The following is a 24,710-nucleotide window of genomic DNA, read 5'->3' on the forward strand; positions in this document are numbered from 1 at the left end:
TCATCGACCCCTACCGACTGCACACCCAGCACGTCGGCGAACACCCCGCACAGGATCTCCTCCTGCACGGTGGCCGGGGCACGGCCACTACCCGCGACATACTCCGGCGCCGGCAGTGCGTTGCGGTCCAGCTTCCCGTTCACCGTCAACGGCAGCCCGTCCAACATGACGAACGCGGCCGGCACCATGTGCTCCGGCAACCGCGACACGGCGAACTCCCGCAGGCCACCGACATCGACACCGATCCCGCCGTCGGCAGGCACCACGTACGTCACCAGGCGCTTGTCCCCCGGAACATCCTCACGCGCCACGACCGCGGTCTGCGCCACCTCGGCGTGCTCCTCGAGTACGGCCTCGATCTCGCCCGGCTCGATCCGGAACCCACGCACCTTCACCTGCTCATCCGCCCGACCGGCGAACACCAACTGCCCGTCCTCCGACCACTTGGCCAGATCCCCGGTCCGGTACATCCGCTCACCAGACGCCCCGAACGGGCACGCCACAAACCGCTCCGCGGTCAACCCCGCGCGCCCTACATAACCGCGCGCCACCCCCGTACCCGCCACATACAACTCCCCGGCCACACCCACCGGCACCGGGCCAAGCGCCCCGTCCAGCACGAACACCGACACCCCCGGCAACCCCCGACCCACCACACTGCCCAACACCCCATCCCCCACACCCACCCGACGATGCGTCACATGCACCGTCGTCTCCGTAATCCCATACATATTCACCAACACCACCCCCGCAGCACCCTCACGCCCCCACCACCCCGCCAACCGGCCCACATCCAAGGCCTCACCACCAAACACCACCAACCGCAACGCACCCACCACAAACTCATCCACCGCCAACAGCTGATACATCGCCGACGGCGTCTGACTCAGCACCGTCACCCCCTCCCGCACCAACAACTCCGCAAACCGCCCCGGCGAACGAGACACCTCAAAGCCCACCACCACCACACGCGCCCCATGCACCAACGCACCCCACAACTCCCACACCGAAAAATCGAACGCCACCGAGTGGAAGCAACTCCACACATCCCCCGGCCCCAGACCGAAAAGCCCACCCGCCGACCCCAGCAGCGCCGCCACATTCCCGTGACTGACCACCACACCCTTCGGACGGCCCGTCGACCCCGACGTATAAATCACATACGCCGCCTCATCCGGCGACACCACACACCCCACCGCCGAAGCGTCCAGCCCCGCCAGCTCCGCTGCCACCGACGGCTCATCCACCACCACCAACACCGCACCCTCCGGCACACACCCCTCAACCACCGCACCACACGCAACAGACGTCACCACACCCACCACACCCGCATCCCCCAACACAAACCCCACCCGCTCCACCGGATAACGCGGATCCACCGGCACATAACCAGCCCCCGCCTTCAACACCCCCAACAACGCCACCACCACATCCACACCACGCTCCAACACCACCCCCACCAACGACCCCACACCCACACCACGACCCCGCAAATACCGCGCCAAACGATTCGCCGCCCCATCCAACTCGGCAAACGTCAACGCAACACCATCCCCCACCACCGCCACCGCACCCGGAGCAGCCACCACCCGCTCCTCGAACAACCCCACCAACGAACCACCCACAACACCAGCCGCCGGCTCGTTCCACCCCAACAAGCGAACCCACTCATCAACCCCCACCACATCCACAACACTCAACGCCACATCCGCACCATCACCGGACCGGTCCACCACACTCTCGAGGGCGCTCACTGCGCTCTCTGTCGCGGTGTGGAACAGGCGAACCACTGCACCAGCGTCGACCGGCGCTACGGCTTCCACGGTCAGGCTCAGTCCGGCGGCCCCTCGATCGCTGACGGACACCGTCACCGGGTAGTTGGTCCGCTCGCGGAGGGAGACCTGCTGGATGCCGTCGACGTGCCGTTCCCCGGCTGTCTCCTCGGCCTGATCGACGTGCCGGTAGTTGAACAGAGAGGTGAACAGCGGCGTATTGGCCGCGACACCACTCGCCTGCTGTGCCACGGCCAAAGGCGCGTGCTCGTGCTCCAGCAGCCCGGCCAGCTGATCCCGCATCCCCTCAACAGCCGCACGTACACCCACCCGGCCGGTCCCCACGCGCACCGGCAGGGTGTTGATGAACGGGCCCAGCACCCGGTCAGCACCTGCGCCGGCATTCATCCGACCGAACAACACCGTGCCGAACACCACGTCGTCACGCCCCGACAGCACCCCGAGCACGCGCGCCCACACCACATGCAGCACCGTCGCCGTGCTGACCCCCAACTCCCGCGCCACCCGCCGCAGTCCGTCAGTGACATCGGCAGCGAAGGGCACGACTGCCTCGGAGGTCGTGCTGCCGTCGCCGTGCACGTCGAGCACCCCGTACGGAGCGGTCGGCTCGGTCACATCACCGAGCAGCTCGGCGAAGTACCGCTCATGCTCGACTCGGGACACGGCACGTGTCTGCGCCACGAAGTTCCGGAACGGCATCGCCGGCGCCAACCGTTCCGCCTGCCCGGTCAGCACCGCCCGCAGCTCCTGCAGCAGCACGTCCATACCCAGGTGGTCCTGGAGCAGGTGATGCATCCGCACCACAGCCAGCCACCGGCCCCCGGACACCTCCGCCGCATGCACATCCATCAACGGCGCACGCCCCAGATCCATCACGGACCCAACCACGGCCAACAGGGCATCCGCCGGGTTCGCAGACCCGCCGTCGATCTCGCGCTCCACGAACGGCAGTTGAGCCTGCCGCCACACCACCTGAACCGGCTCACGCAGACCCTCCCACACCACACCCGTGCGATAGATGTCATGCCGGTCCATCACCTGCTGCAACGCCCCGGTGAACCTCTCCAACCGGGCCCGGGAGTCGAACTCCACCACCCGCGCCGTCAGATAGACATCCCCACCCTCACCCGCCATCAAGTGGTGGAAGAACATCCCCTCCTGCAACGGCGCCAACGGATAGACATCCGCGACATTCCCCGCGCCACCAGCGACGGCCGCGACCACCCGATCGATCTCCGCCTGCGACAACTCCACCAGCGGCAACATCTCCGGCGTAATCCGCCCTGCACCCACCGGGATCAGGTTCTCGGGCACCTCCGCCGAGCCGATGCCCGTGGCCCTGGCCAATCCGGCCGGAGTGGGGGCTTCGAACAGGGCCCGTACCGACACCGACACACCGCGCACGCGGAGCCGTTCGACGAGGGTCACCGCCAGCAGGGAGTGTCCGCCGAGCTGGAAGAAGTTGTCGTCGACGCCGACCGACTCAAGACCCAGTACGTCGGCGAACACTGCGCAGAGGATCTCCTCCTGCACCGTGGCCGGCGCACGGCCCGCGCCCGCGGCGTATTCCGGTGCGGGCAGGGCCTTGCGGTCGAGCTTGCCGTTGACCGTCAGCGGCAGCTCAGGCAGCACAACGAACGCGGCCGGGACCATGTACTCCGGCAACCGCGACGCCACCACGTCCCGCAGCACGCCCGCGTCGATTCCGATCCCGTCATCGGCAGGCACCACATACGCGACCAGACGCTTGTCGCCAGGGCCGTCCGCCCGTGCCAGGACCGCTGCCTGCGCCACCTCCGCACGGGCCTCGAGCACAGTCTCGATCTCACCCGGCTCGATCCGGAACCCACGGATCTTCACCTGCTCATCCGCCCGACCCGCGAACAACAGCTGCCCGTCCTCCGACCACCTGGCCAGGTCCCCGGTCCGATACATCCGCTCACCAGACGCCCCGAACGGGCACGCCACGAACCGCTCACCCGTCAGACCAGGCCGACCCACATACCCACGCGCCAACTGCGCACCCGCCACATACAACTCCCCGGCCACACCCACCGGCACCGGCATGAGCGCATCGTCCAGCACATACAGACGGGTATTCGCGACCGGCCGGCCAAACGGCACCTGCCCCGGACGATCCCCGTCCACCGCACCAATCGCGACAATCACCGTCGCCTCGGTCGGCCCATACGCATGCACCAACCGACGCCCCGCCGACCACGCCCGCGCCACCGACTCACTGACCGCCTCGGCACCCACCACCATCGCCTCGACCCGCGACAGATCCCCCGGCTCCAACACCTCCAGCAGCGACGGCACCACACTCGCCGCCCGCACCCCGGTCAACTCCGCCAACCGCCGCGGCTCCTCCCGCTGCCCCTCCGACGCCACCCACAACGTCGCACCCGACGACAACGCCACCGCCACATCCAACACCGACGCATCAAAACTGAACGACGCGAACTGCAACACACCCACACCCGGACCCGCACCCATCACCGGCCCAAACACCGACACCAAATTCACCAACGAACCATGCGAGACCGCAACGCCCTTCGGCACCCCCGTCGACCCCGACGTATAAATCACATACGCCAACCCCGACGGAACCAGCCGCACTACGGGCGCGGTACCGGGGTAATCCGCCAGCTCGTCCAGGACATTCGCGTCCACCACCACACCCACACCGGCATCCGCAAACATGAACTCCACACGCTCGACCGGCAGTTCAGAATCCACCGGGACATACGCCGCCCCCGCCTTCCACACACCCACAATCCCGGCAACCATCTCCACACCACGCGGCAGACGAAGACCCACCACCGACTCCGCACCCACACCCCGGCCACGCAACCAATGCGCCAACCGATTCGCCCACACATCCAACTCGCCAAACGACACCTCAACACCATCCACGACCACCGCCACCGCACCCGGAGCCCGCGCCACGTGCGCCTCGAACAACTCCACCACCGACGAACCAGCCACACCCGACGCCGTGTCATTCCACTCAGACAGGAGCCGATCCCGATCTCCCGCGTCGAGGACGTCCACCTCCCGCAGAGCGATCTCCGGAGCGGCGCCGTCTAGTGTCCCGGCGAGGGCGGTGACCGTGTTCTCCACGGCCGTGCGCATCAGGCGGCCTACCGCGCCCGGGTCGATGGAGCCGTACGACTGGACGCTGATGATCATCTGCTCGCGGGCGATGTCGTCCACCGACACGGCGAGGGGGTAGTTGGTCCGTTCTTGGACGAGCACACTGCGGACGCCCTCGAACCCCTGGCGGCCGGCGTTGTCCGCACCTCGCCACAGATGCCGGTAGTTGAACAGCGAGGTGAACAGGGGCGCGTCGCCCACGATCCCGCTGGCGTGCTGGGCGATGGCCAGCGGCGCGTGCTCGTGTTCCAGAAGTGCCGCCAGTTGGCCGCGCATGTCCTCGACCGCCGTCCGAACGCCCAGTCGGCCGGTCTGGACGCGTACGGGCAGGGTGTTGATGAACGGGCCCAGCACGCGGTCGGTTCCCTCGCCGGCGTTCATCCGACCGAGCAGCACCGTCCCGAAGACCACGTCGTCGCGACCGGACAACACGCCGAGGACCCGCGCCCAGGCCACGTGCAGCACCGTGGCCGGGCTGACTCCGAGGCGTTGCGCGACGTCCCGCAGTCGAAGGACGACCTCGCCGTCCACAGGCGCCAGTTCAGTGATCGCGTCGGTGCCGCTGCTCCGCACATCGAGCTGCCCGTACGGCGCCGTCGGCTCCGTGACGTCGCTGAGCAATTCGGCGAAGAAGCGCTCGTGTTCGCCCCGGGGGATGCTCCGGGTCCTGGCGACGACGTCGCGGAAGGGCAGCGGCGCGGCGAGCCGGTCGGCACGTCCGGCCAGCATCGCCCGCAGTTCCTGGAGCAACACATCCAGGCTCAGCCGATCCTGAGCGAGGTGATGCATCCGCACAAGGCCCAGCCACCGGCCGTCCGCCACCTCGGCCACATGCAGGTCCATCAACGGAGCACGTCCCAGGCTCAGCACCGAGCCGGCCGCGGCGAGCAGAGCGGCGGCCGGGTCGCGGTCGCCAGGATCCAGTTCATGCTCGACGACAGGCATGACCGCGCGGCGCGACACCACCTGGACGGGCTCCCGCAGACCTTCCCACACCACCGCCGTGCGATAGATGTCATGGCGGTCCACGATCTGCTGCAAGGCACGCGCGACCGCGTCCAGCCGGTCGCGGGTGTCGAACTCGACCACCTGAGCGGTGACGTACACGTCGACGCCGTCGTCGGCCAGCAGGTGGTGGAACAACATGCCTTCCTGCAACGGCGTCAGCGGGTATACGTCCGCGACGTTGACCGCGCCTCCCTCCACCGCCGTGACCACCCGGTCGATCTCCTCCTGGGTGAGCTCGACCAGCGACAGCATGTCGGGCGTGATCCGCTCGGCGCCGGCAGGGACGAGGTTCTCCGGCGTCAGGAACACCTCGGCATCGGCCGCGCCCGCCAGGCCGGCCGGGCTCGGCGTCTCGAACAACGCGCGCACCGGTACGGTCACGCCCCGCGCCCGCAGCCGCTCGACCAGCCGTATCGCCAGGAGTGAGTGTCCGCCGAGCCGGAAGAAGTCGTCGTCCATGCCTACCGCGTCCAGCCCCAGCACCTGAGCGAAGACCTCGCAGAGGATCTCCTCTCGTACGGTCGCCGGGCCCCGGCCGGCGCCCGCGACATACTCCGGCGCCGGCAGTGCTTTGCGGTCCAGCTTTCCGTTCACCGTCAACGGCAACTCATCGAGCGTCACGAACGCGGCCGGGACCATGTACTCCGGCAACCGCGACGCGGCGAACTCCCACAGCCCGTCAGCCTCCTGACCATCGGAAACCACATAGGCGACCAGCCGCAGACCCACATCCCCCGGAGCGTCCTCACGCGCCAACACCGCTACCTGAGCCACCTCCGGATGCGACAGCAGGACCGCCTCGATCTCACCCGGCTCGATCCGGAAACCACGCACCTTCACCTGCTCATCCGCCCGGCCGAGGAACACCAACTGCCCATCCGCCGTCCACCGCACCACATCCCCGGTGCGATACATCCGCTCACCCGCCGACCCGAACGGGCACGCCACAAACCGCTCACCCGTCAACGACGGACGACCCACATACCCGCGCGCCAACTGCACCCCCGCCAGATACAACTCCCCTGCCACACCCGGCGCCACCGGCACCAAAAACTCATCCAGCACAAACACCCGGGTATTGGCCACCGGCGACCCGATCGGCACCGGACCCTCCACCTGACCCGGAACACACGCCCACGCCGTGACATCGACCGCCGCCTCCGTCGGCCCGTACAGGTTGTGCAACTCCGCACCATCGAACGCCTCGAAGAACCGCACCTGCGTCTGCAACGACAACGCCTCACCACTGCACACCACCAGCCGCACACCCGACAGCCCACCCGGACCCGACACCAAAAACGCATCCAACATCGACGGCACAAAATGCAGCACACTCACACCCTGCTCACGCACCAACCCCGCCACATACCCCGGATCCCGATGCCCCCCAGGACGCGCCACCACCAACGTCGCACCCCACACCAACGTCCCAAGCAACTCCCACACCGACACATCAAAAACAACCGGCGTCTTCTGCAGCACCCGATCACCCACACCGATCCGGTAGCGATCCCCCATCCACACCAGCCGGTTCACAATGCTCCGATGCGACACCACCACACCCTTCGGCACCCCCGTCGACCCCGACGTATAAATCACATACGCCGCCTCCCCCGGATCCAACGAAACAGCATCAAACGTGTCACCCTGCCCGTCAGCAGCCGACAACCGGGCCACCACCCCCGCGTCATCAAGCACCACCACCGGCGCCGCATCCTCCAACAACAACGCCACCCGCTCCGCCGGATATCCCGGATCCACCGGCACATACGCAGCCCCCGCCTTCAACACCCCCAACAACGCAACCACCAACTCCACCCCACGCTCCAACACCACCCCCACCCTCGACCCCACACCCACACCCCGCGCAATCAGATGACGCGCCAACCGATTCGCCCGCACATCCAACTCGCCATACGACAACTCCACACCCTCAAACACCACCGCCACCGCACCCGGAGCCCGCGCCACCTGCACCTCAAACAACCCCGACAACGTCACCGAATCAACAGCAACCGCCGTGTCATTCCACTCACCCAGAACCCGATCCCGCTCACCCGCATCCAACACATCCACCGCATGCAGACGGACATCAGGCACCGCCGTCACACACTCCAGCACCCGCTCCAGCCGCTGTGCGATCGCCTCGACCGAAGGTGCGTCGAAGAGGTCCACCGACCCGTTCAGCGACCCTTCGAACCCGTTCGGGCGACCCTGGTCGTCGAGGGTCTCGCGCAGGTGGAATTCCAGGTCGAACCTTGCCGCGTTCCCTGACCCATCGAGCCCCTCGGCTTGGAGGCCGGGCAGGTCGAGGGTGGCGCTCTGCAGGTTTCGCAGCGTCAGCATCACCTGGAACAGCGGGTGCCGGGACAGCGACCGCTCCGGCGCGAGCTCCTCCACCAACCGCTCGAACGGCACATCCTGATGCGCCAACGCCCCCAAACTCGCCTCACGCACCCGACCCAACACCTGCCGGAACTCCGGATCACCCGACAGATCCGCCCGAACCACCAACGTATTCACAAAGAACCCGACGAGATCGTCCAACGCCTCGTCCGTACGCCCGGCAACCGCCGAACCCACCGGGACATCCGTCCCCGCACCGAGGCGCGAGAGAGTGACCGCCAAGGCTGCCTGCAGGACCATGAACGCGGTCGCGCCCTCGGCGCGCGCGAGATCGACGACGCGCTGATGCACCTCCGCCGGCACCCGCAACGGCACCTGGTGACCTACCTGCCCCGCCACCGCAGGACGCGGCCGGTCCACCGGCAGCACCAGTTCCTCCGGTGCCCCGGCCAACTCCCGCCGCCAGTACTCCACTTGCTCCGACAACAGGCTGCCCGGATCCGACTCCTCCCCCAGCAACTCCCGCTGCCACAAGGCATAATCCGCGTACTGCACCGGCAACGGCTCCCACACCGGAACCTCACCCCGGAGCCGCGCCGCATACGCCATCGACAGGTCCCGGCCCAGCGGGGCATGGGACCAGCCGTCGGTGGCTATGTGGTGCACGACCAGCACCAGGGCCCGCTCGTCCGCTCCCAGGTCGAACAGCCACGCACGGATCGGCAGCTCCGCCGACAGGTCGAACGCGTAGCTCGCGGTCTGCGCGATGGCGTCGGCCAGAGCGTCGGGCTGTACGTCGGTCACCGTGAGGCGCCAGTCGAATCCGTCCGGATCGAGGATCTGCTGGTAGGGCTCGCCGTCGGTGGAGCGGTAGACGGTGCGCAGCGGCTCGTGGCGGGCGATGACGTCTCGCAGCGCCGCCGCCAGCGCGGGAACGTCCAGCGCGCCCGTCAATCGGATGGCAAGGGGGATGTTGTAGGTCGGGCTGGGGCCGACCAACCGGCCCAGGAACCACAGGCGTTGTTGCGCGAACGACAACGGAACGCGCTCCGGACGTGTCCCCGCCCTGAGCGGGAGTCGGGACCGGTCGCGGCGGGGCCCTTCGACTCGTGCCGCAAGGTCCGCCACCGAGGGTGCCTCGAACAGCGTTCGGATCTTGACTTCTGCGCCCAGCCTTGAGCGGATCCGGGACAGCAGTCGGATCGCGAGCAAGGAGTGCCCGCCCAGGTCGAAGAAGCTGTCGTGCACTCCGACGTGGTCCAGGCCGAGGACCTCGGCGAAGATCTCGCAGAGCGCGGCCTCGGTGGCCCCCGCCGGTTCCCGGCCGGGGTTGACGGCCGTGCCTTCGTCAGGGTCGGGCAGCGCCGCGCGGTCCAGTTTGCCGTTTGCGGTCAGCGGCAGCTCGGCGAGCACCACTTCAGCCGCGGGCACCATGTATTCCGGCAGTCGCGCCGCCACGAACTCCCGCAGGTCTCGGGTGCTGGATGCGCCTTCGGCGAGCACGACGTAGGCGACGAGCCGGTCGCTGCTCGCGCCGTCCTCGCGGGCGACCACTGCGGCGCGGGAGACGGCGGGGTGCTCCACCAGGACGGCCTCGACCTCGCCGGGTTCGACGCGGTAGCCGCGGATCTTCACCTGGGCGTCGGCGCGGCCGACGAACACCAGGTCGCCTCCGGCGGTCCGCTTGACCAGGTCCCCGGTGCGGTACATCCGCTCGCCGAGGCCGTACGGGCACGCCACGAAGCGTTCTGCGGTCAGCGCGCGCCGTCCCACATAGCCGCGCGCCAGCGCGGCACCGGCGACGTACAGCTCACCGATGACGCCGGCCGGCACCGCGGCCAGCACGTCGTCGAGCACGAACAGGCGGGTGTTGGCGATGGGCGTGCCGATCGGGACCACACCCTCGGCAAGGGCCGCGGGTGACAACTCGGCGGTGGCCACTCCGATGGTGGTCTCCGTCGGCCCGTAGTGGTTGAACACGCGTCGGTCCGCGGCCGCCGCGACCAGGTCACGCGTCCAGGCGGCGGGGGCCGCCTCGCCGCCGAGCACCAGGGAGCGGGCGGGCAGCACGGCGCCCGTCCCCAAGTCCGCTGCCAGCGCGGCCAGGTGTGATGGCACCGCCTTTACGTGGTCGATCCGCCGCTCACGCAGATACTCGGATACGGCGACCGGGTCGGTCACCGCCTCGGAGTCCAGGACGTGCAGCTGCCCTCCGGTGGCCAAGCTGATGAAGACCACCGTGTTGCCCAGGTCGGTCACCTGCGGCTGCAGCAGCCCGTATCGCGCGCCCTCGCCGGTCCAGCCGAGTCGCTCGGAGACCGAGGCCACGTAGTTGGCCAGCGCTCCGTGGGTGACCGCGACGCCCTTCGGTGTGCCCGTCGAGCCCGAGGTGTACATCACGTAGGCGAGGCCCGCGGGTGCCGCCACGACCGGGACGGTCGGCTCGAGCCCAGCGGGATCCGCGGCGTGAAGTGCCTCGTCGATCGTCGCTACGGGTACCCCCGCCGATCCTGCGAAGTTCGCGGAATCCGAGTCCTGACCCACGAGCACCACGTGCGCACCACTGTCGGCGACCATGAACGTGATTCGCTCGGACGGCAGTTGGCCGTCGATGGGCAGGTATGCCGCGCCGGCCTTCCACACGCCCAGAATCGCCGTGATCATCTGGACGCCGCGCGGCAGGCACAATCCCACGACGGATTCGCCGCCCACGCCCAGGTCACGCAGGTATCGGGCGAGTCGGTCGGCGGACGCGTCCAGCTCGCGATAGGTGATCTCGGCGCCGTCGGCCACGAGGGCCGTCGCGTCCGGTGTCGCGGCCACCTGGTCCAGGAACAGGCGGGTGAGGGCCGGGCGCGGCCCGGGCGCCTCGGTGTCGTTCCACTGGTGGATCATCCGGTGCCGCTCGTCGGCGTCGAGTACCTGGATCGCGTGCAGCGGCGTGTTCCCGGTCTCGGTCACCGTCTCCAGGACCCGGACGTACCAGGCGGCCATCCGGTGCGCCGTCTCGGCGTGGAACAGGTCCTCGGCCAGGGTCACCAGTGCGCGCAGTCCCGCGGGGCGCCCTTGGTCGTCGAAGGTCTCACCGACGGTGAAGTGCAGGTCGTAACGCGCCGCAGGTGCTGCCGCGGCGTCCACGTCGCTCGTGCCTGCGCTCGCCATGTGCACACCGGGCAGGTCCAGTTCGGCGCGTTCGACGTTCTGCACGGTGAGCATCACTTGGAACAGCGGGTGCCGGGCGAGCGACCGTGTTCCGACCAGTTCCTCGACCAGCCGCTCGAACGGCACGTCCTGATGCGCGAGGGCCCCGAGGCTCGTCTCCCGGACTTGTGCCAGGATCTCCCGGAACTCCGGGTCCCCGGACAGATCGGTGCGGATCACGAGGGTGTTGACGAAGCTTCCCACCAAGTCGTGCAGCGTCGCGTCGGCACGTCCGGCGACCGGGATGCCGATCGGGACGTCGTGGCCGGCGCCGAGCCGGGACAGCAGCACCGCCAACGCGGACTGCAGGGCCATGAACGAGGTGACGCCCTCGGCACGGGCCAGATCAACCAACCGCTGGTGGACCTCGGCCCCCACCTGGAACGGCACCCGGTGCCCGCGGCGGCTCGGCACCGCCGGGCGCGGCCGGTCCGTGGGCAGCATCAGCTCTTGTGGAGCTCCGGCGAGGGTGCGCCGCCAGTACTCGATCTGCGTCGCCAGCAGGCTGTCCGGGTCGGACTCGTCTCCCAGCAGTTCCCGCTGCCACAGCGCGTAGTCGACGTACTGCACGGGCAGCGGGGTCCACGCGGGCACCTCGCCCCGCGCCCGTGCCGCGTACGCCGCCGACACGTCACGTCCGAGTGGTGCCAGCGACCATCCGTCACTGGCGATGTGGTGGAGGACGAGCACCAGTACGTGATCGTCTTCGGCGACCCGCACCAGCGAGGCCCGGAACGGCACCTCCTCGGCCAGGTCGAACGCGTGCCGGGTGGCCCGCGTCACCGCCTCGGTGACACCGGCCGCGTCGACCTGACGCACCATCAGTTCCCAGGATTCCAGGTCCGTCATGTCGAGGATGCGCTGGTACGGCTCGCCGTCGGCCGTCGGGTACACGGTGCGCAGCGGCTCGTGGCGCGCGATGACGTCCCGCAGCGCCGCCGCGAGCACGAGGATGTCGAGGTCACCCGTGAGGCGGATCGCGGCGGTGGTGTTGTACGTCGGGCTGGGGCCTTCGAGCTGGGCGAGAAACCACAACCGGCGCTGCGCGAACGACAGCGGCGGCCGTTCGGGACGGGGCCCGGCCGTCAACTCCAGCCGTACCGGGGCCGCGTCGGCCCCGGCGAGACATTCTGCGATCCCGGCGGCCGTGGGGCGTTCGAACAACACCGACAGCGGAAGCTCCGCGCCCAGCACGACGCGGATGCGCGACAACAGTCGTACGCCGAGCAGGGAGTGCCCGCCGAGCTCGAAGAAGCTGTCGTCCGGCCCCACCGCCTCAAGCCCCAGTACCTCGGCGAACGCCCCGCAGAGGATCTCCTCCTGGACGGTCGTCGTCGTACGCCCCGCGCCTGCGCCACTCGCGTAGTCGGGGGCCGGAAGCGCCTTGCGGTCGAGCTTGCCGTTGCCGGTCAGCGGCAGTTCATGCAGGGACACCACGGCCGCCGGGACCATGTAGTCCGGCAGCCGCCGCGCCACCAGTTCCCGCAGAGCGTCGCCGTCGAGCGGGTCGCCGTCGTCGTCGGGGACGACGTAGGCCACCATCCGTACGTCCCCCGGGACATCCTCCCGCGCGACGACCGCGGCCCGCGCCACCGCGGGATGGGTGTGCAGGACCGCTTCCACCTCGCCGGGCTCGATGCGGAACCCGCGGATCTTCATCTGGTCGTCGGCGCGGCCCAGGAACACCAAGTCGCCGTCCGAGGTCCACTTGGCCAGATCGCCGGTCCGGTACATCCGCTCACCGACCACGAACGGACAGGCCACGAACCGCTCACTCGTCAGCCCCGGTCGGCCCACATAGCCACGTGCCAGGCCCGCCCCCGCGACGTAGAGCTCTCCTGGTACCCCGACCGGAACCGGGGCGAGCCCGTCGTCCAGCACGTACAGGCGCGTGTTGGCGATCGGGCGCCCGATCGGCACCGCGCCCTCGATTCGCTGACCGGCCCGCACCTCGTGGATCGAGCAGCCGACCACCGTCTCGGTCGGACCGTACTCGTTCACCACCACGGCATCCGGCGCCGCTTCCAGCCAGGACGACACCGCCTGCCACGGTAGGGCCTCACCGCCGACCACCCAACGCCGCGCCGCACGCGCCAGCTGTTCGGCAGGCAGCAGCTGCGCCAGCATCGGAAGGTGCGCCGGGACGACCTTCACCAGGTCGAACCCGCCGCCCGAGCGCAGCACTTCGGCCAGCCCCTCGACACCGCCGTCCTCGCTGACCGAGATCGCCGCACCGGCGACCAGGGGCACCAGCAGGCTCGTCACCGTCAGGTCGAACGCGGGCGACGAGTACAGAACGGCGCCGCCGTGTCCCACGTCGTAGGCCTCGGCCGCCCAGTTCACGTAGTTGGCGAGTCCACCGTGTGTGACCGCGACGCCCTTCGGCCGGCCGGTCGACCCCGACGTGTACATCACGTACGCCAGTTCCGCGACATCAGGCGATGCGGGCCCGACGTCGGCGACGACCGCGGTGTCGAGGGCGTCGACGGCGATCACGGGCACGCGCACCACCGGCAGGGTGTCGAGAATGTCCTCGGTGGTCACCAACGCGACCGCCCGGCTGTCGGCCAGCACGAAGCCGACCCGCTCGGCCGGGTTCGCCGGGTCGATCGGCAGGTAGGCGGCGCCCACCTTCCACACCGCCAGGACACCCGCCACCGCATCGACGCTCCGCGGCAGACACAGCCCCACCACCGCGCCGGCGCCTACACCGAGCCCGGCGAGCACGCCCGCCAACTGCTCGGCACGCGCTGCGAGTTCCGCGTAGCCGACCGTGCGGTCGCCGTCGAGGACGGCGACGGCGGTGGGTGTTTGCGCGACCCGCCTCTCGAACGACGCGAGGACCGAGTCGCGCGGCAGGTCCGTCGCAGTGTCGTTCCACTCGACGAGAAGGCGGTCGCGTTCCGCGGTGTCCAGGACGTCCACCGCGTGCAGCGGAATGTCGGGGTCGGCGGCCACCGTCTCCAGTACCCGCAGGAGCCGCTCCGCGATGCCGGCCACCGTGGGCGCATCGAACAGGGCGTCGGCTCCGATGACGACGCCCGCGAGGCCGTCCGGGCGGCCGCGCTCGTCGAACACCTCCTCGATCATCACATCGAGGTCGAACCTGGCCACCGACATGTTCGACGGCAGCAGCTCGACGGCGAGCCCGGGCAGATCCAGCACCGCGCCGGCCGTGTTCTGCACGGTCAACATGACCTGGAACAGGGGGTGTCGGGACAGCGACCGCTCGGGGGCCAGTTCCTCCACCAGCCGCTCGAACGGCACGTCCTGATGCGCGAACGCGTCCAGGCTCGTCCGGCGGACCCGGGCCAGCACCTGCCGGAAGTCCGGGTCTCCCGACAGATCCGTGCGCATGACCAGGCTGTTGACGAAGAATCCGACCAGATCGTTCAGCGCCTCGTCGGTGCGCCCCGCCACCGCCGCGCCCATGGGAATGTCGTATCCGGCGCCCAGCCGGGACAGTGTCACCGCCAGAGCGGCCTGCAGCACCATGAACGCCGTCACGCCCTCGGCGCGTGCGAGGTCCGCCAGCCGTGCGTGCGTGTGCGCCGGGACCCGCAGCGGGATCCGGTGGCCCGCCTGGCCCCGCGCCGCCGAACGCGGCCGGTCCACGGGCAATGCCAGTTCCTCCGGCGCTCCCGCCAGGGTGCGCCGCCAGTGGTCCAGCTGGACGGAGAGGCGGCTGCTCGGGTCGGCGCTCTCCCCCAGCAACTCCTGCTGCCACACGGCGTAGTCGGCGTACTGCACCGGCAGCGGCTCCCACGACGGTGCCTCGCCGCGCGCCCGCGCCGCGTACGCCGTGGACAGGTCGCGCCCCAGCGGGCGATGGGACGAGGCATCGGTGGCGATGTGGTGCACGACCAGGATCAACACATGCTCGTCGGGCGCCGTGGCGAGCAATGACGCGCGGATGGGGACTTCCGATGCCAGGTCGAAGGCGGAATTGGCCGCTTCCGCCCTGGCTTCGTCCACGTCTTCGGGCGCCGCCCGGCGCACGACCAACTCCCAGTCGAGCTTCCCCGGATCGAGTATTCGCTGATAAGGTTCGCCGGCCACAGTGGGAAAGACGGTGCGCAGCGATTCATGACGCACCAGCAAATCCCGTAGAGCCGCGCTCAGTGCCGCGACATCCAACGGGCCGTGCATTGCCAAGGCAATGACGTTGTTATAGGTGAGACCCGAATTCTCCAGCTTGGCCAAGAACCAGAGCCGACGCTGCGCGAACGACAACGGGATCATCGATGTCTCTCCCCAGGAGCTCGAATGCGACGCCGTAACAGCACCCAGGCGTACGCACCGCCCCAGCCGGCTCGGCCATTCCAGCCCATGCGGGGAATATGAGCAAGCAGTGTCTGAATAGGGTCGACGACCCGTGTTCAACTGCGCGGATGGCTCAGTTGAACGGCGCGCGCTCCGCCCCATCGGCGAGGGCGGAGCGGTGGCCGACGGTCGTCAGCCCTCGTCGGCGCCGATCTGCTTGTTGCAGGCGCTGAAGGCCTTCACCAGCTTGTCGTTGTCCGCGGTGCCTTCGATGGTGACGTCCAGCGTCCCGGGCTTGGGATCCTTGGCATTGACGCCTTTGTTGCGCAGGCACTCGGCCTTCTTCAGCGCCAGGTCCTTGTCGGCTTCCGTGATGTCCTCGTTGATGTCGTCGCTGGGGGCGTACTTCGCGCAGGCCGCCCGTGCCGCTTCGGCTTTCGCCTTGGAACCGCCGTCGGGCTTCTCGATATTGCTGTCCTTGTCCCCACCCTGGTCCGCGGCGGGTTCCGGAACGTCGACCCCTTGCTTGGCCATGCACTTGATGAACTGCTGCATGCGGTCGTAATCGGCGTCTCCCTGCGAGGGCGCGCTCTTCTTCGGGGATGAATCGTCGCCACACGCGGTCAGTCCGAACATGGCGGTGGCCGTCAAAGTCACCGCGACGATAGTGAGTTTCTTCATGCTCACCAGCATGGCAACCGCCAGGTTTCGCCCCGGTGACCGTCAGCGTTAACCGAACTCTTACAGAGATCGCGGAGCCGGAGCAGCACACGGAAAACGGATGCCTCCGCGCCCATGAGCGGACGCGGAGGCACCCTGACGGCCGGCCGGGGGTTGTCGGCCGTCGGTCAGGTGGTAGCGAGGGCCTCCGTGGGAGTGAGGCCGGCGGCGCGGCGGGCGGGGTAGATACCAGCGACGGCGCCGATCGCGACGGCGGCCAGGGCGCCGCCCGCGATGGCCTGGCCTGGCAGGGTCAGGGGCCAGTCGCGGTAGAGGGCGTAGCCGAGGCAGGCGCCCAGTCCGATGACCACGCCGGCGGCCCCGCCGAGTGCCGACAGGCTCACCGACTCGGTGAGGAACTGCATCCGGATCTGTCCTCGGGTCGCTCCCAGCGACCGTCGCAACCCGATCTCCTGCCGGCGCTCCAGCACCGAGATCACCATGATGTTGGCGATGCCGACGCCTCCGGCCAGCAGCGCGATGGCACCGAGGCCGAAGAACAGCGCGTTGAAGGTCTCCTCCGCGGCGGCCTGGGCGGTGAGCGCGTCGGAGGGGCGGCTGACCTGAACTTCCTCCGGGTTCTTGGGGTTGATGGTGCGCCCCAGCACGTCGCGCACCGACGACACCGTCGCGTCCGTGGACCGCTCGTACAGGGAGGTGACGTGTCCGTCGAACCCGAGACGGGCGGCGTAGGGCCAGCCGATCAGGGCCGAGCGGTCGATCTCGGGGGCGAGCGGGAGCTCGTCGAGGATGCCGACGACCAGGAACCACTGGCCGCCGATGAACACGTTCGCGTCGGCGCGGTCGATGCCGAGCCGGTCGGCGGCATCGGCGCCGAGCACCACCGACGGATACCGGCTGGTGGCGGAGTTGAGGAAGGCGCCTGAGCGTACCGTGCCGCTGAGCGTTTTCAGCAGGTTGGTCCGGGTGGCCTGTACCGCGACGCCGCTGGTCTTGGCCGAGGAGATCTTGTCCGTGCGTCGGACGGTCGCATCCTCCACCAGGCCGATCCCGGACACGCCGGTCACGCCGGGGATCCGGGAGACCATGCCCTCCGCGTCCGTGGGGAGCTTCGCGGCATCGCCGCTCAGCGTCGTACCGGGTTTGGCGGTGAGCAGATTGGTGCCCATTTCCTCGATCTCGGCCATCAGCCCGGCCCTGCTGGCGCTGCTGAGGCCGACCAGCGCGACCATGGCGGCCACCCCGATGGCGATGCCCAGCGCGGACAGCACGGCTCGCAGCGGCCGGCCACGCAGTCCGTCCAGGCCTACCGCGACCAGGTCCCTTCCGCGAAGTCGGGATGTCTCGGGCAGTTCTTTCATGTCAACACCCCTGTATCGGCCTGAACTTGACCGTCGCGGATCTCCAGTCGCCGCGGCAGCGCGGCCGCAACGTCCAGGTCATGGGTGATCACCACGATCGCGGTGCCATCCCGGTTCAGCTCGCTCAGCAGCTGAAGCACCCCCGCGCCGGACGCCGAGTCGAGGTTGCCGGTCGGCTCGTCGGCGAGCAGCAGCGGCGGATTTCCCACCACCGCCCGGGCGATCGCGGCCCGTTGCTTCTCTCCGCCCGACATCTGCTGCGGACGATGGTGCAAACGGTGACCGAGGCCCACACGCTCCAGCGCCGCCTTCGCCCGCAGCCGGCGCTCCCGGAGCGACAGGCCGTGGTACAGCAGGCCGGTCGCGACGTTGTCCAGGGCGGACAGGTGCGCGGTCAGGAAGAACTGCTGGAAGACGAACCCGATCCAGTGCGCCCGTACCGCGGACAGCCGCCGGTCGGGCAACGTGGCCACGTCGTGTCCGTGGATCAGGACCCGTCCCGAGCTCGGCCGATCCAGCGTCCCCATCAGGTTCAGCAGCGTCGACTTGCCCGACCCCGAAGGGCCGACGATCGCAACCAGCTCACCGGCCCTGATGGTGAGCGATGCCCGGTACAGGGCCCGCACATTGCCGCCGTAGACCTTGCTCGCCTCCTCCACGGCGATGACCGCGGCCGGTTCCTCCGCCGCCTCGACCCCTGCGGTCATGAGCGCGGCACCTGCACCTTCATGCCCTCGCGGAGGTCGCCCTTCACCTCGACGTTGTTCCCGTCGAAGATGCCGAGTTCGACCCGCACCGAGCGCACCTTCCCCCGAGGACTCACCACCTTCACCCGGTAGCCGCTGCCGGCGGCCAGCAGCGAGTTGATCGGCACCGCCAGTACGCCCTTGTGCTCGGTACTGGTGAACCCGACCGTCGCCGGAGCACGGTCCAGGTTCCCCGCGCTGTTCTGCTTGTCCAGCTCGACGTAGACCGGGATGGTGGCATCCTGCGTGCCCTGCCCGGTCTGGGACTGGGAGTTGCTGCTGCCCGCGGTCGCCACCTTGCCGACCGACACGATGTGCCCCTGGGTGGTCTTCTTTCCCGGCAGTGTCACCCGGACCTTCGCCCCCTTCTTGGCGATGTCCTGATCACTGACCGGCACGTCCACCGTGATCCAGCGCTCGGTGCTGCTGGCGGTGAACAGGTTGCCCTTGGCCGGGGCACCCGGCAGCGCCTTCACCTCGGTCACCCGGATCGCATCCTTCTGCACCGCCACTTCACCCGGCTTGACCACTCCGTTCTCGGTGACCCCGAGAGCCTTCTGCCACTCCTTCACGGCCGACTTGGTGGCCGAGCTGAACTCCTCGTTCACGGCCAGGTAGCCGCCGTAGCCGAGCGCCTGCAGATTGCGTTCGAGCTCCAGCACGTCGCGTCCGTCGGACATCCCGACCTTCAGATCCCGCCACAGCGGCACCGACCCGTAGATGAGCGGGACGGCACGGCCGTTCGCCTCGAAGACCCGCTCGCCCCGCTTGATCACATCGCCATTTCCGGGCAGCCACGTGAGCCGTCCGGAACCCTCGGCGAGCACCGTGTAACTGCCTCGATAGCCCAACGTCCCGTCTATCTCACTGGTGTTGACCATGTTCGTGCGGAGCACCTGCTTCGTCGGCAGCGATGACAGTTGCTGCTTGGGCGCACTGTCGTCATCGCGCCCCACCACATACACCGCGGCCGTGGCACCCATCGCCAGCACCACGGCCACGCTCAGCGTCTTCCAGGGCACGCGCCGGCGCCCGGCCGGCGGCGGCTCCTCCTCGTACTCCTGGTGCAGCTTCTGTTCCAGCTCCAGCTCCTGTTCCTGTTCCGGAACCCGCGCCTGGGCCGTGGTCTCAGACTCGAACATGATTCAGCCTCCACGTGTGCCGCTCGGCACGGCACGTCGGGCCGAGGGCGAGGACGACGGCCTTCATGGCCCCGGGACTTGAAATTACCTGCATGACTCAGAGAGTGGATTGCGGCAGGTTTCCCGACGGTGAGCGGGAACCTTAACCGCCGCCTTATCCCGAAGCGTTCGCCGTCGGCCGCGCTGTTCAACTGTGGCCGCGCCGAAGTTGAACAGCGCAGGCTTTCACACGCTTCGACTCCGCCGGTACGGTCACTGACGCATCGGCCACCCGTGCCGCTTGGGACCGCGACAAGAGGAGGATTCCGTGGCCATGATGGGCGGCCCGCGCATGGGTCTGATGCCGCTCGGCGCAGACAAGTCGATCACCAAACAGAAGATCAAGCCGGGCACGGTGCGACGCATCGTTCCCTATGCCCTGCGATATCGCTGGTCATTGGCGGTGGTCATGCTGACGACGGTCGCCGGTGCGGCCATCACGGCGACGAGCCCGCTGCTGCTGAAGATAATCATCGATGACGGGATAGCGCAGCGCCGGGAGGGCTTCGTGGTGGGCTTCGCCCTGCTCGTCGCCGCCCTGTCGCTGGTGGAAGTGCTTGCCGCTTTCACCCAGACCTGGTTTTCCGGGCGGGTCGGCCAGGGCGTCATCTGCGACCTGCGCTGCCAGGTGTTCGAGCATGTCCAGCGGCAGCCACTGGCCTTCTTCACCCGCACCCAGACAGGGGCCCTGGTCAGCAGGCTCAACACCGATGTGGTCGGCGCACAGCGAGCGATCACGACGCTGCTGTCGCAGACGTTGTCGACCCTGCTGACCCTGGTGCTCGTGCTGATCACGATGTTCTACCTGTCGTGGCAGATCACACTCGCGGCGCTCGTGATGATCCCGTTCTTCCTGGCACCGGCCATGCTCGTCGGCCGCAGGCTGCAGCGGCTCACCCGCGAGGGCATGCGCCAGAACGCCGACATGGGCTCGCTGATGAACGAGCGATTCAATGTGTCGGGCGCGATGCTGGCGAAGCTCTACGGCCGGCCCGAGGACGAGTCCGAGGGCTTTGCCCAGAAGGCGGTCGAGGTCCGTGACGTCGCGATCAGGACAGCCGTCTGGGGGCGCGTTCTCGTCCTCATCGCCACTTTGATCGCCGGGGTGACCACCGCGCTGGTCTACGGCCTCGGCGGCGTGCTGACCATCAACGGCTCGCTCCAGATCGGCACCCTCGTCGCCATGGTCGCGCTGCTGCTGCGGCTGTACGGGCCGATCAACCAGCTGTCCAACATGCAGGTCAACATCATGATCGCGCTCGTCAGCTTCGACCGCGTCTTCGAGGTGCTGGATCTCAAACCGCTCGTCGACGAACGTCCCACCGCCCGACCGCTCCCGCTCGACGACGGCCTCGCCCCGGACATCGAGTTCGACGAGGTCTCCTTCCGCTACCCGGCCGCCGACGAGGTGTCCCTGGCCTCCCTCGAGTCGATCGCGCTGCGCACGCCGTCGCGTGGTGGCGACGCCATGGTCCTGAACGAGGTGAGTTTCCATGCACCGGCCGGCAAGCTCACCGCGCTGGTGGGCCCTTCGGGAGCAGGCAAGACCACGGTCACCAGCCTGGTTCCCCGGCTGTACGACACCACCTCCGGGACGGTACGCGTCGGCGATCACGACGTACGCGATCTGACCATGCGTTCCCTGCACGACACGGTCGGCGTCGTCACTCAGGACGCGCACCTGTTCCACGACACGATCCGGATGAACCTGCTGTACGCCAGGCCGGACGCCAGTGAGAAGGAGCTCGTCGAGGCATGCGAGGCGGCCCGGATCTGGGAGATGGTCTCGTCCCTGCCCGACGGTCTCGACACCGTGGTCGGCGACCGCGGTTACCGCCTCTCCGGTGGCGAGAAGCAACGCATCAGCCTCGCCCGGCTCCTGCTCAAGTCACCGCCGGTCGTCATCCTCGACGAGGCCACCGCGCACCTGGACTCCGAGTCCGAGGCGGCGATCCAGCGGGCGCTCAACGTCGCGCTGGCGGGCCGCACGTCCCTGGTCATCGCTCATCGGCTGTCGACCATCCTGGAGGCCGACCAGATTCTCGTTCTCGACGGCGGCCGGATCCGCGAACGCGGAACCCACACGGACCTGCTCGCCGCCGGCGGGCTCTACAGCGAGCTCTACCGCACTCAATTCGCAGGACAGCACTCGAACGGCACACCCAAGAATGTCGCGAACAAGGCGGGCATCTAACCCGGCCTGCCGCCAAGAGAAGAGGTCAGTAAGGTGCCAAATCCCTTTGAGGATCCTGACGCAAGCTATGTGGTCCTGGTCAACGACGAAAATCAGCACTCGCTGTGGCCGGTCTTCGTGGAGGTGCCGGACGGCTGGCAGACCGTATTCGGCGAGGCCGCTCGGGAAGAGTGCCTCGCGTACATCGAGAAGTCGTGGACCGATATGCGGCCCAAGAGTCTGATCGAGGCCATGAAAGCGAATTGACCGCGGTCACGCCCGAAAGACACCACGCGCTTTTGGAGGACGTGTTGGACACCGTTGAGTCAGGCAGTGGCGCCTGGCGGCCATACGAGATAGGCGCTGACGAGGTCGGCGCGTCCGCCCTCGCCGACCGGCTCGACGAGCTGGGCGCAGACGCTCTTGCCGACCTGCTCACCGAGCGCAAAGCGCTCATCTTCAGGGGCTTCGGCGTCTCGCCCGAGGCGATCGAGCCGGTGCTCTCCCGCCTGGTGCCGGATCGCCTGCCGTACGTGCACGGAAACTCGCCGCGCACCAAAGTGGGCGGCAATCTCTACACCTCGACCGAGTACCCGCAAAAATACACCATCTCCATGCACAACGAGCTCAGTTACGCCCACCGCTGGCCGACCCGGCTCACCTTCTACTGCGAGAAGGCGGCGGAGACGGGCGGCGCCACTCCGGTGCTCGACGGTCAGCTCTGGCTGGACTCGCTCGACGCCGAGGTGCGCGAGGCGTTCGCCGGCGGCATCCGCTACGTCCAGAACCTGCACGACGGGTTCGGCTTCGGAAAGAGCTGGCAGGACACGTTCGAAACCGACGACCGCGCGGCGGTCGAGGAGTTCCTCAGGCAGTCGCGGGCCGATTGGGAGTGGGGCCCGGACGGCCTGCGCGTCACCCAGCTCCGCCCCTCGACCACCAAGCACCCTGCCACCGGCGCCGAGGTCTGGTTCAACCAGGCCGACCAGTGGCATCCGGCCGGCCTGGGCGACGAAGCCTCGGCCGAGCTGTACGACATCCTCACGACCGACGAGTTCCCGCAGTACGTGACGTTCGCCGACGGAACCGCGATCCCTGACGCGTACATCGAGCAGATCATCGATCGTGGGCTGGAGAGCGCCGTCGACGTCGATTGGCGCAGCGGCGACGTACTGCTCATCGACAACGTCCTGCTCGCCCACGGCCGACGCCCGTTCGAGGGGACCCGGCGCGTCCTGGTGGCGATGTCGGACACCTGACGGCAGTTCGTCGAACCGGGCGGGAGAGGTCAGGGGGTCTGCCTGCCGCGACCGCACTGGTCAGCGGTTCTTCCAGGAAAACGTTCGTCACACCTCGGATCAGGTCCTCGCGCCGGTCGCCGCAGCCCCCGCGGCCGCCGTCGTGCCACGTTCCTCGGCGACCAGGGCGTGTACGCGCTCGCGCTCCGCACGCCCCCAGGTCTCCTTCGTGATCAGGATGCCGACGAGGCCGATGATGGCCGCGCCGAGGTAGAGCAGCGCGGCGCCCGGCCAGCCGAAGGCACCGACCAGGGCGGCGGCGAGCAGCGGGGCGAAGCCGCCGATGGCCGCCGCGACCTGATAGCCGAGCGAGGCGCCCGACGTGCGGGTCGCCGTGCGGAACTGCTCGGTGAGCAAGGAGCCCTGGGTGCCGGTGAGCGAGGCGTGGATGAGGCCGATGCCGATGATGAACACCGCGACGACCAGGGCGGGTTGAGCGGAGTTGGCGAGCAGGTACATGGGGAACGCGAAGAGGATGGCCGCCGTGCACCCGGCGATGTAGATGGGTCGGCGTCCGATGCGGTCGGTGAGCGCGCCGGCCAGGAAGGTGACACCGATGGCCAGGACGCTGGCGACGGTGATCGCTCCCAGGGCGACGGGCCGCAGGTCGGGGTGGTGGTCGGTGATGTAGCTGAGCAGGTAGGTCGCGGTGGAGTAGTAGGCGAAGGACTCGACGACGCGCAGCGCGATGACCCGCAGGATGCCGCGCCAGTCCCCCTTCAGCGTCGCCAGGAAGGGATTCTTCTCCGTCCTGCCGTCGGCCCTCGCCTCCTGGAACTCCGGGGATTCCGAGAGCCGCGAGCGCACGATCAGCGCGGCGACCACGAGGACGGCGCTCGCCAGGAACGGGGTCCGCCACTGCCAACTGCCCTCCAACGTGGAGCTCCAGGCGAACACACCGCTGGCCAGGGCGATGCCCAGTGGGTTGCCCGACTGGGGTATCGCGGCGAACATGCCGCGCCGGTGCCAGGGCGCGTGCTCGTACGCCATGGTGATCGCCCCGCCCCATTCGGCGCCGAACGCGAGGCCCTGGATCATTCGGATCACGGTGAGCAGGATCGGGGCGAGCGCGCCCACCTGTCCGTATGTGGGGAGCGCGCCGATGAGGAACGTGGCCGCGCCCATGACGATCATCGCGGCCACGAGGACGGGCTTGCGGCCGAACTTGTCGGCGAAGTAGCCGCCGACGGCGCCGCCGAGCGGGCGCATGACGAAGCCGACCGCGAGCGTCGCGAAGGAGAGCAGGGTGCCGACGAAGCGGTCGCTGTCGGGGAAGAAGACCGCGCCGAAGTAGAGGGCGGACGCAGTGCCGTAGGCGATGAAGTCGTAGTTCTCGACGCTGGTTCCGAAGGCGGCGGCGATCGCGGTTTTCACGCGGTCCTTGGAGCCGAGCACGCTTGGCTGTCCGGCGGGGGTGCGGGTGGACATGAGGATCTCCTGCGGGTTCGGGGCACGTGCGGGTACGCCGAGGGGACGCCTGGCGCGGTGGGTGTGCGCGGGCGT

Annotated in this window: 9 protein-coding genes (1 of these 9 running past the window's edge); 3 read left to right on the top strand and 6 right to left on the bottom strand. The window is 68.8% G+C overall.

Translation table 11 applies throughout. The features are described from left to right. From OHA73_RS02715 to OHA73_RS02735, 5 genes are all read right to left on the bottom strand, one after another. Positions 1-15,929 carry the 5' portion of a non-ribosomal peptide synthase/polyketide synthase gene (locus OHA73_RS02715; RefSeq protein ID WP_327654021.1) on the bottom strand. Its footprint begins 25,645 nt before the window's first position, so 15,929 of the gene's 41,574 nt are visible here — the first part of the coding sequence; its start codon is at positions 15,927-15,929; its stop codon lies beyond the left edge, outside the window. Positions 15,930-15,959: 30 nt separating this feature from the next. Next, entirely contained in the window at positions 15,960-16,460 is a 501-nt protein-coding gene (locus OHA73_RS02720; RefSeq protein ID WP_266717753.1) for a hypothetical protein, read from the bottom strand. Between the two features lie 155 nt (positions 16,461-16,615). After that, positions 16,616-17,809 carry an ABC transporter permease gene (locus OHA73_RS02725; protein ID WP_266717751.1) on the bottom strand — a complete coding sequence of 398 codons (1,194 nt, stop codon included), beginning with the start codon at positions 17,807-17,809 and terminating at the stop codon, positions 16,616-16,618. Continuing rightward, complete coding sequence (locus OHA73_RS02730; RefSeq protein ID WP_266717749.1) at positions 17,806-18,516, bottom strand: ABC transporter ATP-binding protein; 711 nt, start codon at positions 18,514-18,516, stop codon at positions 17,806-17,808. Before OHA73_RS02730 ends, OHA73_RS02725 begins: the two co-directional genes overlap by 4 nt. Continuing rightward, entirely contained in the window at positions 18,513-19,697 is a 1,185-nt protein-coding gene (locus tag OHA73_RS02735) for a peptidoglycan-binding protein (protein WP_266717747.1), read from the bottom strand. The genes OHA73_RS02730 and OHA73_RS02735 overlap by 4 nt, the downstream gene beginning before the upstream one ends. A 313-nt stretch (positions 19,698-20,010) precedes the next feature. Here OHA73_RS02735 and OHA73_RS02740 point away from each other — a divergent pair, with 313 nt between their 5' ends. The 3 genes from OHA73_RS02740 to OHA73_RS02750 are packed head-to-tail and all read left to right on the top strand — an operon-like array spanning position 20,011 to position 23,168. Continuing rightward, positions 20,011-21,930: an ABC transporter ATP-binding protein gene (locus OHA73_RS02740; protein WP_267073018.1), complete on the top strand. Its 1,920-nt coding sequence runs from the start codon at positions 20,011-20,013 to the stop codon at positions 21,928-21,930. Between the two features lie 33 nt (positions 21,931-21,963). After that, positions 21,964-22,176 carry an MbtH family protein gene (locus OHA73_RS02745; RefSeq protein WP_267072297.1) on the top strand — a complete coding sequence of 71 codons (213 nt, stop codon included), beginning with the start codon at positions 21,964-21,966 and terminating at the stop codon, positions 22,174-22,176. Between the two features lie 41 nt (positions 22,177-22,217). Beyond that, complete coding sequence (locus OHA73_RS02750) at positions 22,218-23,168, top strand: TauD/TfdA family dioxygenase (RefSeq protein WP_443063021.1); 951 nt, start codon at positions 22,218-22,220, stop codon at positions 23,166-23,168. A gap of 99 nt (positions 23,169-23,267) precedes the next feature. Here OHA73_RS02750 and OHA73_RS02755 read toward each other — a convergent pair whose 3' ends face one another. Next, positions 23,268-24,635, bottom strand: a complete 1,368-nt coding sequence (locus tag OHA73_RS02755; protein ID WP_327654022.1) for an MFS transporter — start codon at positions 24,633-24,635, stop codon at positions 23,268-23,270. Positions 24,636-24,710 lie beyond the last annotated feature (75 nt).

The sequence above is a fragment of the Streptomyces sp. NBC_00483 genome (genome assembly GCF_036013745.1).
In the GTDB taxonomy this organism is placed as follows: Bacteria; Actinomycetota; Actinomycetes; order Streptomycetales; family Streptomycetaceae; genus Streptomyces.

Coding starts and splice junctions, on each gene's coding strand:
- OHA73_RS02730 (WP_266717749.1), bottom strand. CDS start 18,516: ATGACCGCAGGGGTCGAGGCGGCGGAGGAACCGGCCGCGGTCATCGCC.
- OHA73_RS02725 (WP_266717751.1), bottom strand. CDS start 17,809: ATGAAAGAACTGCCCGAGACATCCCGACTTCGCGGAAGGGACCTGGTC.
- OHA73_RS02735 (WP_266717747.1), bottom strand. CDS start 19,697: ATGTTCGAGTCTGAGACCACGGCCCAGGCGCGGGTTCCGGAACAGGAA.
- OHA73_RS02755 (WP_327654022.1), bottom strand. CDS start 24,635: ATGTCCACCCGCACCCCCGCCGGACAGCCAAGCGTGCTCGGCTCCAAG.
- OHA73_RS02740 (WP_267073018.1), top strand. CDS start 20,011: ATGATGGGCGGCCCGCGCATGGGTCTGATGCCGCTCGGCGCAGACAAG.
- OHA73_RS02720 (WP_266717753.1), bottom strand. CDS start 16,460: ATGCTGGTGAGCATGAAGAAACTCACTATCGTCGCGGTGACTTTGACG.